Here is a 16,796-nt window from a genome sequence, read left to right on the forward strand (position 1 = left end):
GCCCTGGCCAAGGCGCCGGCAGCCCCTCGTGCTGCTGCGCCTTCACCCGCGCCAGCGGCGGCATTGCCCCCCAAGGCAAGCAGCCCCAAGCCTGCGGCTGACAATAACGATGACTGGGAATCTTTCTGACCACTCAGAGGCCTGGGGCGGCCCAGGCCTGAGAGCCTGCTGACGTTCTCCCAGTCAAAAAGCCCTGCCAGCTTGCGCCGGCAGGGCTTTTGTCTTGCAGCCCCCGGGAGGGGGCCGCAGGGTGCGATCAGCGCGGTTGTCAGTCCGCTTGCTTGCGCAGGAAGGCGGGGATTTCCAGGTCATCCATACCGCCGGACGACAGGGCATCCACGCGGGCTGCGGCCTGCGTGCGGTTGGTACGCCACACGCTGGGCACCGACATGCTGCCATAGTCGGCCTGCGCGCTGCCCGTGTGACCGCCTTGCACGCCCACGGCACCACCCAGCGTACCCACACCGGCGACAGGCATCTGGTAGGCCATGTTGTCCGTACCAGTGCGCAGGCCACCCTGCACCACCGAGATGGGCTGCCGGCGCGCATTGGCACGCGACAGACCCGTGGCCACCACGGTCACGCGGATCTCGTCGCCCAGGCTTTCGTCATAGGCAGCGCCGAAGATCACGTGCGCGTCGGTCGATGCGTAGGCGTTGATGGTGTTCATGGCCTGGCGTGACTCGGACAGCTTGAGGCTGCCCTTGCTGGCCGTGACCAGCACCAGCACACCCTTGGCGCCCGACAGGTCGATGCCTTCGAGCAGCGGGCAGGCGATGGCCTGCTCGGCTGCGATGCGTGCGCGGTCTGGGCCGCTGGCCGTGGCCGTGCCCATCATGGCCTTGCCGGGCTCGCCCATCACGGTGCGCACGTCTTCAAAGTCCACGTTCACCTGGCCGTATTCGTTGATGATCTCAGCGATACCGCCCACAGCGTTCTTGAGCACGTCATTGGCGTGCGCAAAGGCCTCGTCCTGGGTGATGTCGTCGCCCAGCACGTCCAGCAGCTTCTCGTTGAGCACAACAATCAGCGAGTCCACGTTGGCTTCAAGTTCGGCCAGGCCATCGTCCGCATTCTTCATGCGGCGACCGCCCTCCCAGTCGAAAGGCTTGGTGACCACGCCCACCGTCAGGATGCCCATCTCCTTGGCCACGCGCGCGATCACGGGCGCAGCGCCCGTGCCCGTGCCGCCGCCCATGCCCGCCGTGATGAACAGCATGTGGGCGCCAGAGATGGCTTCACGGATATCGGCCACCGCCGCCTCAGCCGCATCGCGGGCTTTCTCGGGCTTGCCCCCAGCACCCAGGCCGCTGTTGCCCAGCTGGATGACGCGGTGCGCCGAGCTGCGCGTGAGCGCCTGTGCATCGGTGTTGGCGCTGACAAACTCCACGCCCTGCACGCTGCGGGCAATCATGTGCTCGACGGCATTGCTGCCGCCACCGCCCACACCGATCACCTTGATCTGGGTGCCCTGGTTGAATTCTTCGGCTTCGATCATTTCGATGGTCATCTTGGAGCTCCTGGTTCTAAATTCGTATGCAATTGCCAATTGAGAGATGGGATCATTTTTCTTGTAGTGCGTGGCGGTCCTGTACATCGCCATCGCTCGCGCGGTATCTGGTGAGGGCTTCCACGCGCTAGCCACAGGGGGTATTTCATGGTCAGAAATTCCCCACGATGAAATCTTTGAAGCGCCCGAATGCGGTCTTCATGGACCCACTCTTCTGAGCCACCTTGAAGCCGCGCAGACGTGCCAGGCGCGCTTCTTCCAGCAGCCCCATCACGGTGGCTGCACGGGGCTGGGCCACCATGTCAGCCAGGGCGCTGGAATACTTCGGTATGCCGCGCCGCACGGGCTTGAGGAAGATGTCCTCGCCCAGTTCGATCATTCCCGGCATGACCGAGCTGCCGCCCGTGAGCACGATGCCCGACGACAGCACTTCTTCGTAGCCCGACTCGCGCACCACCTGCTGCACGAGCGAGAAGATTTCTTCGACACGCGGCTCGATCACACCGGCCAGCGCCTGCTTGCTCAGCATGCGCGGGCTGCGGTCGCCCAGGCCGGGCACTTCCACTTGCGCCTCGGGGTCAGCCAACAGTTGCTTGGCGTAGCCGCTTTCCACCTTGATGTCCTCGGCGTCCTTGGTCGGCGTGCGCAGTGCCATGGCGATGTCGCTGGTGATGAGGTCGCCCGCAATCGGAATCACCGCGGTGTGGCGGATCGCGCCGCCCGTAAAGATGGCAACATCGGTCGTGCCCGCGCCGATGTCCACCACCACCACGCCCAGCTCGCGCTCGTCGTCAGTGAGCACGGCCTGGCTGCTGGCCAGCGGATTGAGCATGAGCTGCTCGACCTCCAGGCCGCAGCGGCGCACACACTTGATGATGTTCTCGGCCGCGCTCTGCGCGCCGGTCACGATGTGGATCTTGGCCTCCAGGCGGATACCGCTCATGCCGATGGGCTCCTTCACATCCTGCCCGTCGATCACGAATTCCTGCGGCTCCACCAGTAACAGGCGCTGGTCGCTGCTGATGTTGATGGCCTTGGCCGTCTCCACCACGCGGGCCACGTCGGCCGAAGTGACTTCCTTGTCCTTCACCGCCACCATGCCACTGGAGTTGAGACCGCGAATGTGGCTGCCCGTGATGCCGGTGTAGACGCGCTGGATCTTGCAGTCCGCCATCAGCTCGGCCTCTTTCAGCGCCTGCTGGATGCTCTGCACGGTGGCATCGATGTTGACCACCACCCCACGCTTGAGACCGTTGCTCGGGGCCACGCCCAAGCCTGCGAGCTTGAGCTCGCCATTGGGCAGAACCTCGGCCACCACAGCCATGACCTTGGCGGTGCCAATGTCCAGCCCCACGACGACGTCTTTGTATTCTCTTGCCATATCAGTCTCTGCCCTTCTCGGTTCTGTCCCACTGTCCCGCCAACCCCTCGCACCGCCCTCTCGGGGCCCGCAGAGTGCTGCGTCTTGCTCTGTCTTGCCTCATACCATTACCTCTTGCGCACGGCCGTCGCGCCGGTTGCGTCTGCAGTCACTGTGGTCACACCCCGCAGGCGCAGGGCGTAGCCCCCTGCGTGGCGCAGGTCCGCAGACTCCAGCGCGTCCACGCGGCGGCCATACTGCGCGGCCACCTGGGTCAGGGTGCGTACAAAACGCTGCGTGCGCTGCACCACTTCCTGCGGCGTACCGCCTCCCAGCTCCACCACGGCCTCGCTGTCGAGGGTGGCGCGCCAGCCGCCTCGCCCGGTCAGCTGCAGTTCTTCCACGTCCAGGCCCAGAGGTTTGAACACTGGCTCCAGCAGCCCATACATCTGCAGCACCTCGGCCGAGCTGCCTGTAGGCCCCTGCAGGCGCGGCAGGCCCTCCTGCTCCACGTCGCCCACATTGGCCTCGAAGACTTCGCCCTGGCTGTTGACCAGCGCCGAGCCGGTGTCCGGGCCCCAATACGCCACGGCGTCGTGCTCCTGCAACTCCACGCGCAGGCTACCGGGGTAGACCCGCCGCACCTGCGCGCGGCGAACCCAGGGCACCTGCTCGAAGGCCTCGCGCGCCGCGCGCAGGTCCACCGTGAAGAAGTTGCCCACCAGGTGCGGCGCCACGTTGGCCCGCAGCGTCACCGCGTTGTTGTGCACCAGTTCGCCCTGCACCACGATGCGTGCGATGGCAAAGCCGGGGTAGCGCAGTACCCACCCCACTCCCGCCGCCAGCACGGCCAGGGCGCAGCCCACGAACAGGACCGACGCGGTCAGGTTCATGAGCTTGACGTCCAGGGGTGCGGGCAGCGTCTGGGTCATCAGGCGGCCTTTGGTTTTGCGGGCGTGTCGAGGGCCGCATCGGCGAGGATGCGCAGGCACAGCTCTTCGTAGCTGATGCCCGAGGCGCGGGCCGACATGGGCACCAGCGAATGACCCGTCATGCCAGGGGATGTGTTCATCTCCAGCAGGAAGGGCTTGCGGTCGCTCGCGCGGATCATCAGGTCGGCACGGCCCCAGCCCCGGCAGCCCAGGGTGCGGTAAGCCTCCAACACGATGCGCTGGATCTCGCGCTCTTCGGCCTCGGGCAGGCCGCTCGGGCACTGGTACTTCACGTCGTCGGTGAAGTACTTGTTCTGGTAGTCGTAGGCGCCATCGGGCGCCACGATGCGGATCACTGGCAGCGCACGGGCACTGGCGCCCTGGCCCAGCACGGGGCAGGTCACTTCTTCGCCTTCGATGAACTCTTCGCACAGCACGTCGGGGTCGTACTGGGCAGAGAGCTGCACGGCCTCCTGCATGTCCGAATAGCCGCGCACCTTGGTCACGCCGATGGACGAGCCTTCGCGCGGCGGCTTGACGATGAGCGGCAGGCCCAGCTCGTCGGGCACGGTGCGCACCACCTCGCGCTGCTGCCGGTCGGGAGCCAGCCACACATAGCGGGGCGTGGGCAGGCCCTCGGCCAGCCATACTCGCTTGGTCATGACCTTGTCCATGGCGATGGCCGAGGCCATCACGCCGGGGCCGGTGTAGGGGATGCGCAGCAGCTCCAGCGCGCCCTGCACCGTGCCGTCTTCGCCATGTCGGCCGTGCAGCGCGATGAAGCAGCGCGCATAGCCGTCGCGCTTCAAATCACCCAGCGCGTTCTGTGCGGGGTCAAACGCATGGGCATCCACCCCACGCGAGCGCAGCGCCTGCAGCACGCCGCTGCCCGACATCAGCGACACCTCGCGCTCGGCCGAGTCCCCGCCCATCAGGACGGCGACCTTGCCCAGCGACTTCACATCGATATTCGATTCAGGAAGGGTCATAGTGCGCTCCCTTCATGCGCTCTCAGCTCATTATTTTGTAGCATCTCAACCACCTTGCCGGGCACTGCGCCAATGGAGCCGGCTCCCATGCACATCACCACGTCGCCCGCGCGTGCGTTGTCGACAATGGCCTGGGGCAGATCGGCCACGTTGTCCACAAACACCGGCTCCACACGCCCTGCCACACGCAGGGCACGGGCTAGCGAGCGTCCATCGGCGGCCACGACTGGCGCCTCGCCTGCGGCATACACCTCGGTGAGCAGCACCGCGTCGGCATGGCCGATCACCTTGACGAAATCTTCAAAGCAATCGCGCGTGCGGGTGTAGCGGTGCGGCTGGAAGGCCAGCACCAGGCGCCGCCCGGGGAACGCACCGCGTGCGGCCGCCAGCGTGGCAGCCATCTCCACAGGGTGGTGGCCGTAGTCGTCGATGACGGTGAAGGTGCCGCCGTCCTTCGCGGGCAGATCGCCATAGCGCTGGAAGCGTCGGCCCACGCCCTTGAAGCCCGCCAGCGCGCGCTGCACGGCGTCGTCGGGGATGTTGAGCTCCACCGCCACGGCAATGGCCGACAGCGCGTTGAGCACGTTGTGCTCGCCCGCGAGGTTGAGCACGATTTCCATGTCGGGCAGCGTGACGCCGTTGCGCCGCTGCACGGTGAAGCGCATCTGGCCCGCCTCGGCGCGCACGTTGATGGCGCGCACCTGCGCGTCTTCAGAGAAGCCGTAGCTGGTGATGGGGCAGGTCACGCTCTGCAGGATGTCGCGCACAGCGGGACTGTCCACACACAGGATGGCCGTGCCGTAGAACGGCATGCGGTGCAGGAAATCGACAAACGCGCCCTTGAGCCGACCGAAGTCGTGGCCATAGGTCTCCATGTGGTCGGCGTCGATGTTGGTCACCACGGCCATCACGGGCAGCAGGTTCAAGAACGACGCGTCGGACTCATCGGCCTCGACCACGATGTAGTCGCCGCTGCCCAGCTTGGCATTGGCGCCCGCGCTGTTAAGCCTGCCGCCGATGACGAAGGTCGGATCCAGCCCCGCCTCGGCCAGCACGCTGGTCACGAGGCTGGTAGTGGTGGTCTTGCCGTGCGTGCCCGCGATGGCAATGCCCTGCTTCAGGCGCATCAGTTCGGCCAGCATCAGTGCGCGCGGCACCACGGGGATCTTCTTTTCGCGTGCGGCCAGCACTTCAGGATTGTCCGAAGTGACGGCTGTGGACGTGACCACGGCATCGGCACCATCGATGTGCGCTGCCGCGTGGCCGAGACAGGTCTTGATGCCGAGGTCTGCCAGGCGGCGCAGCGTGGCACTGTCGGCCAGGTCCGAGCCCGAGATGCGGTAACCCAGGTTGAACAGCACTTCGGCAATGCCACTCATGCCGGCGCCGCCCAGGCCTACGAAATGGATGTGGCGAATCGCATGTTTCATGGTTGGGCCAACTCCTCGCAGGCAGTCACCACCTCGCGGGTGGCGTTGATTTTTTGCATGTTTTTGGCCTTGAGCGCTACATCCACAAGTGTGGGCCGCTCTAATTTCAATAGCATTTCAGACAGTCCTTGCGGCGTCAGGTCGCGCTGCTGCACCAGCCAGCCGCCTCCTGCGTTCACGAGGAACTGCGCGTTGGTGGTCTGGTGGTCGTCCACGGCCGACGGGAAGGGGACAAAGATAGACGCGGCGCCCACGGCCGCGATCTCGGTGACGGTGCTCGCACCCGCCCGGCAGACGATGATGTCGGCCGCTGCAAACGCGCTAGCGGTGTCGTCGATAAATGGCGTCAGCTCTGCCTCGACCCCTGCGGCGGCGTAGTGGGCGCGCAGGGCATCGATCTGTGCCGCACCGCTTTGGTGGACCACGGTGGGTCGTTGGCCAGCCGGCATCAATGCGATGGCCTGGGGCACGATCTCGTTGAGCGCACGCGCTCCCAGGCTACCGCCCACCACCAGCAGGCGCAGCGGACCACTGCGGCCTGCAAACCGCTCGGCCGGGCCCGGCTGCTGCGTGAAGGCGGTGCGCAGGGGGTTGCCCACCCACTGGCCCTGCTTGAACACCTGGGGGAAGGCGGTGAACACCCGGTCGGCCACACCCGCCAGGACCTTGTTCGCCATGCCTGCCACCGAGTTCTGCTCATGCAGCACCAGGGGCTTGCCCGCGAGCACGCCCATCATCCCGCCCGGAAAGGTGATGTAGCCACCCAGGCCCACCACCACGTCGGGCTTCACACGGCGCACAACCTGCAGCGCCTGCCAGAACGCACGCAGCAGGCGCAGGGGCAGCAGGGCCAGCGTGACGAGTCCCTTGCCGCGCACGCCCGAAAAATCGATGAGTTCCAGCACAAAGCCGTGCTGCGGCACGATGCGCGACTCCATGCTGCCGGGCGCGCCCAGCCAGTGCACACGCCAGCCGCGTGCGCGCAGTTCCTCGGCCACGGCCAGGCCGGGGAAGATGTGGCCGCCGGTTCCACCAGCCATGATGAGGGCGGTCTTCTGCGTGCTCATACGCGACCTCCCCGCATGAGGAGCTTATTCTCGTAATCGACCCGCAGCACCACCGCCAGCGCCACCAGATTCATCAAAATCGCCGACCCGCCAAAACTCATCAGTGGCAGCGTGAGCCCCTTGGTCGGCAGCGCGCCCAAATTCACGCCCATGTTGATGAAGGCCTGAAAACCGATCCAGATCGCCACGCCCTGCGCCACCAGCCCCGCGAACACGCGGTCCAGCGCAATGGCTTGGCGGCCGATGTGCATGATGCGGCGGGTCATCCACAGGAACAGCACGATGAGCGCAACCACGCCCAACAGACCAAACTCTTCGCCGATCACGGCCATCAGGAAGTCGGTGTGCGCCTCGGGCAGCCAGTGCAGCTTCTCCACACTGCCCCCCAGCCCCACGCCAAACACCTCGCCGCGTCCGATGGCGATCAACGAGTGCGATAGCTGGTAGCCCTTGCCGAGTGCATGCTGTTCGCTGAAGGGATCCAGGTACGCAAATACGCGCTCGCGGCGCCAGGGCGAACTGGCGATCATCAGCGCAAAGGCACCCACCAGCACCCCTGCGATCAGGAAGAACATGCGGGCATTCACACCGCCGAGGAACAGGATGCCCATGGCAATCACGGCCACCACCATGAAGGCGCCCATGTCGGGCTCGGCCAGCAGCAGCACGCCGACGATGGCCACCGCTGCGCCCATGGGCAGCACGGCGCGGAAGAAGCGCTCCTTCACCTCCATCTTGCGCACCATGTAGTCGGCGGCATAGATCAGCACCGCAAACTTGGCCACCTCGGAGGGCTGGAAACCCACGGGGCCGATGGACAGCCAGCGGCGCGCGCCATTGACCACCTTGCCCACGCCGGGAATCAGCACAGCCACCAGCATGAGCAAGGCCACGATGAACAACCAGGGCGCCACCCGCTCCCAGAGCGCCATGGGCACCTGGAACGCCAGCAGCGCCGCCACAAACCCCACCACCAGGTACATCATGTGGCGGGTCAGGAAATGGGTGGACGCATAGTTGGCAAAGCGCGGGTTGTCCGGCATGGCAATCGACGCTGAATACACCATCACCAACCCCCACGCCAGCAGTGCCACCACCACCCAGAGCAAGGCCTGGTCAAAACCCAGCACGCTCGCGGGCGTGCTGGACGACTGCCGGTACTCGGTGCCGCCCACGCGCACGGGCAACACGTCGGCCGCCTTACCAGGCAGGCCACCGAACCAGCCGGTCACGCGTTGCAACAAGGTGCTGGCGGGTGCCGTCATTGCATGCCCTCCGCCGACTGGCCCGCATCGTCGGCCATCGCCCGCACGGTCTCGCAAAAGACCTGGGCGCGGTGCTCGTAGTCCTTGAACATGTCGAAACTGGCGCAGGCGGGCGACATCAGCACCGCATCGCCAGAATGGGCGCGCTGCGCGGCCAGTGCAACGGCCTCAGGCAAGGTGTCCGCATCGAGCAACGGCACGCCAGCGTCCTGGAGCGCAGCGCGGATCAGCGGTGCGTCGCGGCCAATCAGCACCACCGCACGTGCATAACGTGCGACGGGGGCTGCCAGGGGCGCAAAGTCCTGCCCCTTGCCTTCTCCGCCCAGAATGACCACCAAACGCCGCTCCGCGCCCAGCCCCACCAGCGCAGCCGCCGTGGCGCCCACGTTGGTGCCCTTGCTGTCGTCAAAATATTCCACGCCGTGAATGATGGCCACGGGCTCCACACGATGCGGCTCGCCCCGGTACTCGCGCAGGCCGTAGAGCATGGGCGCCAGCGGGCAACCCGCCGCCGTGGCCAGAGCCAGCGCGGCCAATGCGTTGGTGGCGTTGTGGCGGCCCCGGATGCGCAGGGCATCCGCCGGCATGAGCCGCTGGATGTGCAGGTCCTCTTCGACCTCGTTGCGGCCACGCTTTCGGGTTTCGTCCGCGTCCATGGCGCGCACCAGCCAGGGCATGCCGCTCACCACCTCGATGCCAAAGTCGCCCGGACGCCGGGGCATGTCGCCACCAAAGGTGAGGTGCGCGCGCACCTGCGGCTTTTGCAGCTTGACCTTGACGGGTGGCGGCAGCATGGCCATCACCGCAGCGTCTTCGCGGTTCAGGATCATCAAGCCCGTCTGGCCAAAGATGCGCGCCTTGGCCGCAGCATAGGCCTCGATGCTGCCGTGCCAGTCCAGGTGGTCCTGCGTGATGTTGAGCACCGTGGCGGCCGTGGGCTCGAAGCCCCCTTCACCCCCATTCACGCCATCCAGCTGAAAGCTCGACAGTTCCAGCACCCACACGTCGGGCAAGGTGTCTGCATCCAGGTGTTCTGCCAGTGTGTCGAGCAGGGTCGGACCGATGTTGCCGGCCACGGCCACGCGTTTGCCAGAGCGCTCCACCAACTGTCCGGTGAGCGAGGTCACGGTGGTCTTGCCGTTGGTCCCGGTGATAGCCAGCACGGCGGGGGCATACGCGTGCGATTCGCGCAGCGCTGCCAGGGCCATGGCATAAAGACTCAGCTCACCGCCAGCGCAGATGTTGTTTGCACGAGCCGCTTCGAAAACAGGAGCAACTGCCTCAGGGCTCAACCCTGGCGAACGATAGACCGCGTGCAGATTCTGCCCTTGTACCAGGCTGGCATCGAATGCGCCCGACACAAAACGGACCTGGGGCAGCTCTCGCTGCAGTGCGGGCAGTTGCGGCGGGGCGGCGCGCGTGTCGGCCACAGTGACTTGCGCGCCGCAACGCACGCACCAGCGTGCCATCGCCATGCCCGAGGCGCCCAGGCCCAGGATCAGGATGTGCTGGCCTTGCAGCAGGTTCGCAACGCCCTCGCGCGCGGGGCCTGCAGGCACGTCCGGCGTCATGGGCTCGTCGGCCTCTGCGGTGTCTGCAGCGCCCACACTGTCAGCGGCTCCCGACTCAGGAGCCGCCACCTCTGCAAAGATCTGCGCCACAAAATCCGCTGCGGCTTTCGCGGCGGAGACAGCAGGCACGGCCTCGGGGTTCCAGGCAGTGCTGGTGCTCTTTCCTGCCGGCGCACCTGGGACCGCCTCAGTGACCTCTGCGGGAGGCACGCCGTCTGGCACTTCGCTGCCCGATGCCGCAGTGTCCTGCCCTGGACTCACATCGGGTACCGCGGGCGCAGCATCCTGCCCGCCAGGGTCGACCTCTGGAGCACCGGCAGCATCCACCCCAGCCCCTGCCAACGGGGGCATGGCCTCAGACGTGCCGAGGGGGTCAGGGACAAGAGGATCGTTCGGGTTCATCGCAGTTTCAGCGTGGACAGGCCAATCAGGCACAGCAGCATGGTGATGATCCAGAAGCGCACGACCACCTGCGTTTCTTTCCAGCCGCTCTTTTCAAAGTGGTGGTGCAGGGGCGCCATCTTGAGCAGGCGGCGGCCTTCGCCATAGCGCTTCTTGGTGAACTTGAACCAGGTGACCTGCAGCATCACAGACAGGGCCTCGACCACAAAGATGCCGCCCATGATGGCCAGCACGATCTCCTGGCGCACGATGATGGCGATGGTGCCCAGGGCTCCGCCCAGCGCCAGTGCCCCCACGTCGCCCATGAAAACCTGGGCGGGGTGCGCGTTGAACCAGAGGAAAGCCAGGCCCGCGCCCGCCATGGCAGCGCAGAAGATCAGCAACTCGCCCGAACCCGGAATGTGAGGGAAGAACAGGTACTTGGAATACACCGAGCTGCCGGTGACATAAGCAAACACGCCCAGCGCCGAGCCCACCATCACCACGGGCATGATGGCCAGGCCGTCCAGACCGTCGGTGAGGTTCACCGCATTGCTGGAGCCCACGATGACGAGATAGGTGAGGATCACGAAGCCAAGCACGCCCAGCGGGTAGCTCACTTCCTTGAAGAAGGGCAACTGCAGCCCCGCCTTGGGGGGCAGGTCCAGCGAAAAGCCCGACTGCACCCAGCCCACGAACAGTTCCCACACCTTGGCGTTGGAGCTTTCAGAAATGCTGAACACCAGGTACAACGCGGCCATGAGGCCGATCACCGACTGCCAGAAGTACTTCTCGCGCGAACGCATGCCCTCGGGGTCCTTGTTGACCACCTTGCGCCAGTCGTCCACCCAGCCGATGGCGCCAAAACCAAGCGTGACGATCAGCACAATCCACACAAAGCGGTTGGACAGGTCAAACCACAGCAGGGTGGAAATGGCGATCGACAACAGGATCAACACACCGCCCATGGTGGGCGTGCCGCTCTTGGACAGGTGCGACTGCATCGCATAGCCGCGGATGGGCTGGCCGATCTTGAGCGAGGTGAGGATGCGAATCACCTTAGGGCCGGCCACCAGCCCGATGAGCAGCGCCGTCATGGCGGCCATCACCGCACGGAACGTGAGGTACTGGAACACCCGAAAGAAGCCGAACTCGGGCGACAGGCCCTGCAGCCATTGCGACAGCATCAGCAGCATGAGGCACCTCCGGCATGGGCTGGCACCGTACGGGCAATATCAATGCGTTGCGCCATGGTGTCCCTCCCGTGGGTTGATCGGCCTTTGTTGTTGTTCTGGGGGCAGTGCGGCGGCGCTGATCGCCTCGACCACCTGTTCCATCTTCATGAATCGCGATCCCTTGACCAGCACGCTGCCCACCGTGGGCAGGGCGTTGCGCACCGCATCCTGCAGTGCGCTCATATCGTTGAAATGCCGGGCAACACCACCCTGCCCGTCGCCGTACGCCGACGCGGCGTGCACCGACTGCGCGCCCAGCGCATACATCGTGGAGATACCAGCCTCACGGGCCAGTGCGCCGGCCTCGGTGTGGAACTGTGGCCCCTGGTCGCCCACCTCGCCCATGTCGCCCATCACCAGCAGTTGCGGGCCTGGCAGTTCGGCCAGCACCTGGATGGCAGCGTGCATGGAATCGGGGTTCGCGTTGTACGTGTCGTCCACCACCGTGATGTCGCGGCCCGCGACGGTCACACTGAAAGCGCGCGAACGGCCCTTGACCGGTGTGAAGTCGCGCAGCCCCTGGGCAATGGCCGCGACGGGTGCACCCGCTGCCAGCGTGCACGTCGTGGCTGCCAGCGCGTTGGTGACGTTGTGGCGGCCAGCGATGTGCAGGCGGGTCGTGATCTCGCCGCGTGGTGTGGCCAGGGTGACCGCCCAGGCGCCGCGCTCCCACGCGGCCTGCGCACAGCGAACATCGCCGCCATCACCAAAGGTCACCGTGCGGCGGCCGGGCCGCCCCAGAGCCAGCGACTGCCACAGGCCCGTGTAGGCATCCCCTGACGGGAACACGGCCACGCCATCGGCGGGCAAGCTGGCAAACACCGAGCCGTTCTCGCGGGCCACCGCCTCGACGGTATGCATGAACTCCAGATGCTCGCGCTGCGCGTTGTTGACCAAGGCCACCGTGGGCTGGGCCATGGCGGCCAGCGTGGCGATCTCGCCAGGGTGGTTCATGCCCATCTCGATCACGGCGGCGCGGTGGCTGGCGCGCAGGCGCATCAGCATCAGCGGCACACCGATGTCGTTGTTGAAATTGCCCTGCGTGGCAAACGCAGCCTCACCCTGCCAAGCACGCAGGATGGACGCGATCATCTGCGTCACCGTGGTCTTGCCATTGCTGCCCGTCACGCCGATCAGCGGCAGGTGGAACTGCGTACGCCAGCCGGTGGCGAGTGCGCCCAGCGCAGCCAGGCTGTCGGGCACTTCGATGCCGGGCAAACCGGCTGCCTCCAAGCCACCGTGTGCAATGGCTGCAGCGGCACCGCCCGTACGAGCATCGGCCAGGAAGGCGTTGGCATCGAAACGCTCGCCCTTGAGCGCCACAAACAGATCGCCCGGCTGCAGGGTGCGCGTGTCGGTGTGCACACGCGCCAGCGGTGTGGCGCCATCGCCCACCAGTCGGGCGGCGGGAATACGCGGCTGCAGCAGCGCCCAGGCTTGCTGCAGTGTCATGACGGGTGTAATGGGGTTCATGCCCATGTGTGGGCTCCTCGGGCCTGCAGCGCAGCCTGCGCGTGGGCCATGTCGGAGAACGGCACGCGCACGCCTGCCGTCTCCTGGGTGTCTTCGTGGCCCTTGCCGGCAATCAGCACCACATCGGCAGGTGCGGCCTCGGCAATGGCTTGGGCGATGGCGGCCGCACGGTCGGGCTCGGCACGCACGGTGCCACCGGCAATCGTGCCCTGCAGGATCTGGTGCAGGATGGCGGCCGGGTCTTCGCTGCGGGGGTTGTCGCTGGTCACCAGCACCTGGTCGGCCTGCTGCTGGGCCACGGCACCCATCAGCGGGCGTTTGCCCGCGTCGCGGTCGCCGCCGCAGCCGAACACGCACCACAGCCGCCCGCCACGCTCGGTGGCCAGGGGGCGCAGGGCTTGCAGGGCCTTGTCCAAAGCGTCGGGGGTGTGGGCGTAGTCCACGGCCACCAGGGGTTGGCCCACCGCCACCAGCCGCTGCATGCGGCCCGGCACGGGCTGCAGGCTGGCGCAGGCGCGCACGGCGCGGTCCAGCGGCACACCCAGGCTGCGCAGCGTGGCCAGCACCCCCAGCAGGTTCAGCACGTTGTACTGGCCGATCACGCGGGTTTGCAGCAGCTGCCGGTCAGAGCCCTCGGCCACCGTGAAACACAGACCCTGGTCGCCCAGGGTGATGTCCTGCGCCGCCAGGCGCGCAGCCCCCTGGGCCGAGACGCTCCACAGATCCAGTGCACTGCCCTTCAGCCCGCCATGCAATTGGGCGCCTGCGGGGTCGTCCACATTGATGATGGCGGCCTGCAGGCCCGGCCAGTCGAACAGCGCCCGCTTGGCCAGCCAGTAATCGGCCATGCTGCCGTGGTAGTCCAGGTGGTCTTGCGTGAAGTTGGTGAAGATGGCCGCGTGGATGTGCGTGCCGTCGAGCCGGGCCTCGGCCAATCCAATCGACGAAGCCTCGATGGCGCAGGCACCGAGGCCTTGCGCCACAAACTGGGCAAACGCGCGCTGCAACCGCACCGGGTCGGGCGTGGTCATGCCGGTGGAGGTGAGCGCGGGTGGCAGTCCCATGCCCAAAGTACCCACCAGCGCACATTGATCTTGCCCTGATTGCGCCTCATTCGATAGCACATTCAGAGCACCTGCGAGCCACCACGCCGTGCTGGTCTTACCGTTGGTTCCCGTCACCGCGAGCACCTTCAGCTGCTGCGTGGGTTGTGCAAACCATTCGGCGGCGATGGGCCCTGTGGCGGCCTTGAGACCTTGCAGCGCCGCCATGTGGTCGCCCGCAAAAGCGAAGGCCTCGACCCCCGCCAGTTCGACGAGGCAGGCCGTGGCGCCACGCACCATGGCGTCGGCCACATGCGCGCGGCCGTCTGTGGCGGCACCGGGCCAGGCAATAAAGCCGTCGCCGGGCGAGATCTGGCGGCTGTCGGTGTGCAGTGCGCCGGTGACGCGCGCGCGCAGCCATTGCACCGCGTCGCTGGCAGTCTGGAGGGTGTGGAGCGGCGCTTGCATCACAGCGACTCCTCCACGGCATTGGCCACGATCTGCGGCTTGACGGCCATGTCGGGCTGCACGCCCATCATGCGCAGTGTCTGCTGCACCACCTCGCTGAACACCGGCGCGGCCACGGCACCGCCGTAGAACACGCCGTTGCTGGGCTCGTCGATCATCACGGCCACGATGATGCGGGGCTTGTCGATGGGTGCCATGCCGGTGAACCACGCGCGGTACTTGCCCGAGGCGTAGTTCTTGCCCACCTGCTTGCGTGCCGTGCCCGACTTGCCGCCCACGGAGTAGCCCACGGTCTGCGCCTTCTGGCCCGTGCCGCCGGGGCCTGCGGCCATCTGCAGCATCTTGCGCACCTGGTCGGCCGTGCGCTCGGAAAAAACAGGCACGCCCACGGCGGGCTCGGCCGTCTTGAGCATGGTGGCGGGAATCACCCGACCGCCATTGGCAAACACGGTGTACGACCGTGCCATCTGGAACAGGCTGGCCGAGAGGCCGTAGCCGTACGACATGGTGGCCTGCTCCACGGGGCGCCAGCTCTTGTAGGGGCGCAGGCGGCCCGTCACCACGCCCGGGAAGTGCAATTGGGGCTTCTGACCAAAACCGGCGGCCGAGAAGGTCTCCCACATCTCGCGCGCGGGCATCTGCATGGCCAGCTTGGTGGTGCCCACGTTGCTGGACTTCTGGATCACGCCTTCGACCGTGAGCACGCCGTAGTTGTGCGTGTCCGAGATCGTGGAGCCTGTGATGGTGATGCGTCCGGGGTTGGTATCCACCACGGTCTCTGGGCGCACGCGCCCAGTCTCCAGCGCCAGGCCGATGGTGAACGGCTTCATGGTCGAGCCGGGCTCGAACACGTCGGTCAGCGCACGGTTGCGCAGCTGCTCGCCAGTCAGGTTCTGGCGCTTGTCGGGCACGTAGCTCGGGTAGTTGGCCAGCGCGAGCAGCTCACCCGTGTGGGCATCGAGCACCACCACGCTGCCCGCCTTGGCCTTGTGCGCGGCGACCTGGTCGCGCAGCTTCTGGTACGCAAAGAACTGCACCTTGCTGTCGATGGACAACTGCATGTCCTTGCCATCGACCGGGGGCACGGTTTCGCCCACGCTTTCCACCACGCGGCCCAATCGGTCCTTGATCACGCGGCGCGAACCGGGCTTGCCTGCCAGCTCCTTGTCGAAGGCCAGCTCCATGCCTTCCTGGCCGTGGTCTTCCACGTTGGTGAAGCCCACCACGTGTGCGGCAGCCTCGCCCTCGGGATACTGGCGCTTGTATTCCTTGCGCTGGTAGATGCCCTTGATGTCCAGGGCTGCGATCTGCTGGCCCACGTCCCAGTCAAGCTGACGCTTGATCCAGACGAAGGTCTTGTCCTCATCCGCCAGTTTTTTCAGCAGGTCGGCCTGCGGCATGTCCAGCAGCTTGGCCAGCTGCTTGAGCTTGGCGCGAACCTCGGGCTTGTCCTGGTCCACGTCTTCGGGGATCGCCCAGATGCTGGCAGCCGGCACGCTGGACGCGAGGATCAGGCCATTGCGGTCCACGATCTTGCCGCGGTTGGCAGGTAACTCCAGCGTGCGCGCAAAACGCACCTCGCCCTGACGCTGGAAGAACGCGTTGCCAAACACCTGCACATAGGCCGCCCGCCCAGCCAGCCCCAGAAAGCCCAGCCCAATCACCGCCACGATGAACTTGCTGCGCCAGACCGGCGTCTTGCTGGCCAGCAAAGGGCTGGATGTATAGAGCACGCTGCGGCTCATGGCTGCACCCCGGCGGGTTGCGAAGCGGCGGCTGTTGCCGCTGCGGTGGCAGTTGCGACGCCTTGCGGGTCAGACACGTACTGGGTGATCGCTGGGGTGGCGGTGCGCATGTTCAGCTGCGCACGCGCGATCTTCTCCACCCGCAGCGGCGTGGCCTGGGCGCGCTTTTCCACCTGCAGGCGCTGGTGCTCCGTCTCCAGACGGCGGGCCTCGGCCACGGCGCGGTCCAGCTCGGTGAACAGGCGGCGCGATTCGTACTGGGTGTGCACCAGATAGATCGCACTGGCCAGCACCGCCAGCAACAGGACCACGTTGAGCCGCGTCATG

At 66.4% G+C, this 16,796-nt stretch carries 13 protein-coding genes; all 13 read right to left on the reverse strand.

What is annotated here, in order from left to right; all coding sequences use genetic code 11:
* Positions 1-268: 268 nt before the first annotated feature.
* Positions 269-1,510 (reverse strand): cell division protein FtsZ, encoded by a 1,242-nt coding sequence (ftsZ, locus tag AC04MI_RS11950; protein WP_056059196.1) that lies wholly within the window; start codon positions 1,508-1,510, stop codon positions 269-271.
* A 151-nt stretch (positions 1,511-1,661) separates the two neighbouring features.
* Positions 1,662-2,891: a cell division protein FtsA gene (ftsA, locus tag AC04MI_RS11955; RefSeq protein WP_015012559.1), complete on the reverse strand. Its 1,230-nt coding sequence runs from the start codon at positions 2,889-2,891 to the stop codon at positions 1,662-1,664.
* Positions 2,892-2,998: 107 nt separating this feature from the next.
* Entirely contained in the window at positions 2,999-3,802 is an 804-nt protein-coding gene (locus tag AC04MI_RS11960; protein WP_099731221.1) for a cell division protein FtsQ/DivIB, read from the reverse strand.
* Positions 3,802-4,791 (reverse strand): D-alanine--D-alanine ligase, encoded by a 990-nt coding sequence (locus AC04MI_RS11965; protein WP_056646738.1) that lies wholly within the window; start codon positions 4,789-4,791, stop codon positions 3,802-3,804. The genes AC04MI_RS11960 and AC04MI_RS11965 overlap by 1 nt, the downstream gene beginning before the upstream one ends.
* Positions 4,788-6,221: a UDP-N-acetylmuramate--L-alanine ligase gene (gene murC, locus AC04MI_RS11970; RefSeq protein WP_099731223.1), complete on the reverse strand. Its 1,434-nt coding sequence runs from the start codon at positions 6,219-6,221 to the stop codon at positions 4,788-4,790. Before murC ends, AC04MI_RS11965 begins: the two co-directional genes overlap by 4 nt.
* Positions 6,218-7,288 carry an undecaprenyldiphospho-muramoylpentapeptide beta-N-acetylglucosaminyltransferase gene (murG, locus tag AC04MI_RS11975; RefSeq protein WP_436078433.1) on the reverse strand — a complete coding sequence of 357 codons (1,071 nt, stop codon included), beginning with the start codon at positions 7,286-7,288 and terminating at the stop codon, positions 6,218-6,220. Before murG ends, murC begins: the two co-directional genes overlap by 4 nt.
* Positions 7,285-8,553 (reverse strand): putative lipid II flippase FtsW, encoded by a 1,269-nt coding sequence (gene ftsW, locus AC04MI_RS11980; protein WP_436078432.1) that lies wholly within the window; start codon positions 8,551-8,553, stop codon positions 7,285-7,287. The genes murG and ftsW overlap by 4 nt, the downstream gene beginning before the upstream one ends.
* Complete coding sequence (gene murD, locus AC04MI_RS11985; RefSeq protein ID WP_436078431.1) at positions 8,550-10,526, reverse strand: UDP-N-acetylmuramoyl-L-alanine--D-glutamate ligase; 1,977 nt, start codon at positions 10,524-10,526, stop codon at positions 8,550-8,552. Before murD ends, ftsW begins: the two co-directional genes overlap by 4 nt.
* On the reverse strand, positions 10,523-11,701 hold the full coding sequence (gene mraY / locus AC04MI_RS11990) for a phospho-N-acetylmuramoyl-pentapeptide-transferase (protein ID WP_015012552.1): 1,179 nt from the start codon (positions 11,699-11,701) through the stop codon (positions 10,523-10,525). Before mraY ends, murD begins: the two co-directional genes overlap by 4 nt.
* Before the next feature lie 39 nt (positions 11,702-11,740).
* The gene (locus AC04MI_RS11995; RefSeq protein ID WP_436078430.1) at positions 11,741-13,219 is read right to left on the reverse strand and encodes a UDP-N-acetylmuramoyl-tripeptide--D-alanyl-D-alanine ligase; all 1,479 of its coding nucleotides are present in this window, start codon (positions 13,217-13,219) and stop codon (positions 11,741-11,743) included.
* Positions 13,210-14,724, reverse strand: a complete 1,515-nt coding sequence (locus tag AC04MI_RS12000; RefSeq protein WP_436078429.1) for a UDP-N-acetylmuramoyl-L-alanyl-D-glutamate--2,6-diaminopimelate ligase — start codon at positions 14,722-14,724, stop codon at positions 13,210-13,212. The genes AC04MI_RS11995 and AC04MI_RS12000 overlap by 10 nt, the downstream gene beginning before the upstream one ends.
* Positions 14,724-16,469 carry a peptidoglycan D,D-transpeptidase FtsI family protein gene (locus AC04MI_RS12005; protein WP_116748936.1) on the reverse strand — a complete coding sequence of 582 codons (1,746 nt, stop codon included), beginning with the start codon at positions 16,467-16,469 and terminating at the stop codon, positions 14,724-14,726. The genes AC04MI_RS12000 and AC04MI_RS12005 overlap by 1 nt, the downstream gene beginning before the upstream one ends.
* A complete protein-coding gene (gene ftsL / locus AC04MI_RS12010) occupies positions 16,466-16,795 on the reverse strand; it encodes a cell division protein FtsL (protein WP_121941978.1) in 330 nt (109 codons plus the stop codon). The genes AC04MI_RS12005 and ftsL overlap by 4 nt, the downstream gene beginning before the upstream one ends.
* Between the last annotated feature and the right edge of the window lies 1 nt (position 16,796).

This window comes from Acidovorax sp. LjRoot204 (assembly GCF_056175785.1).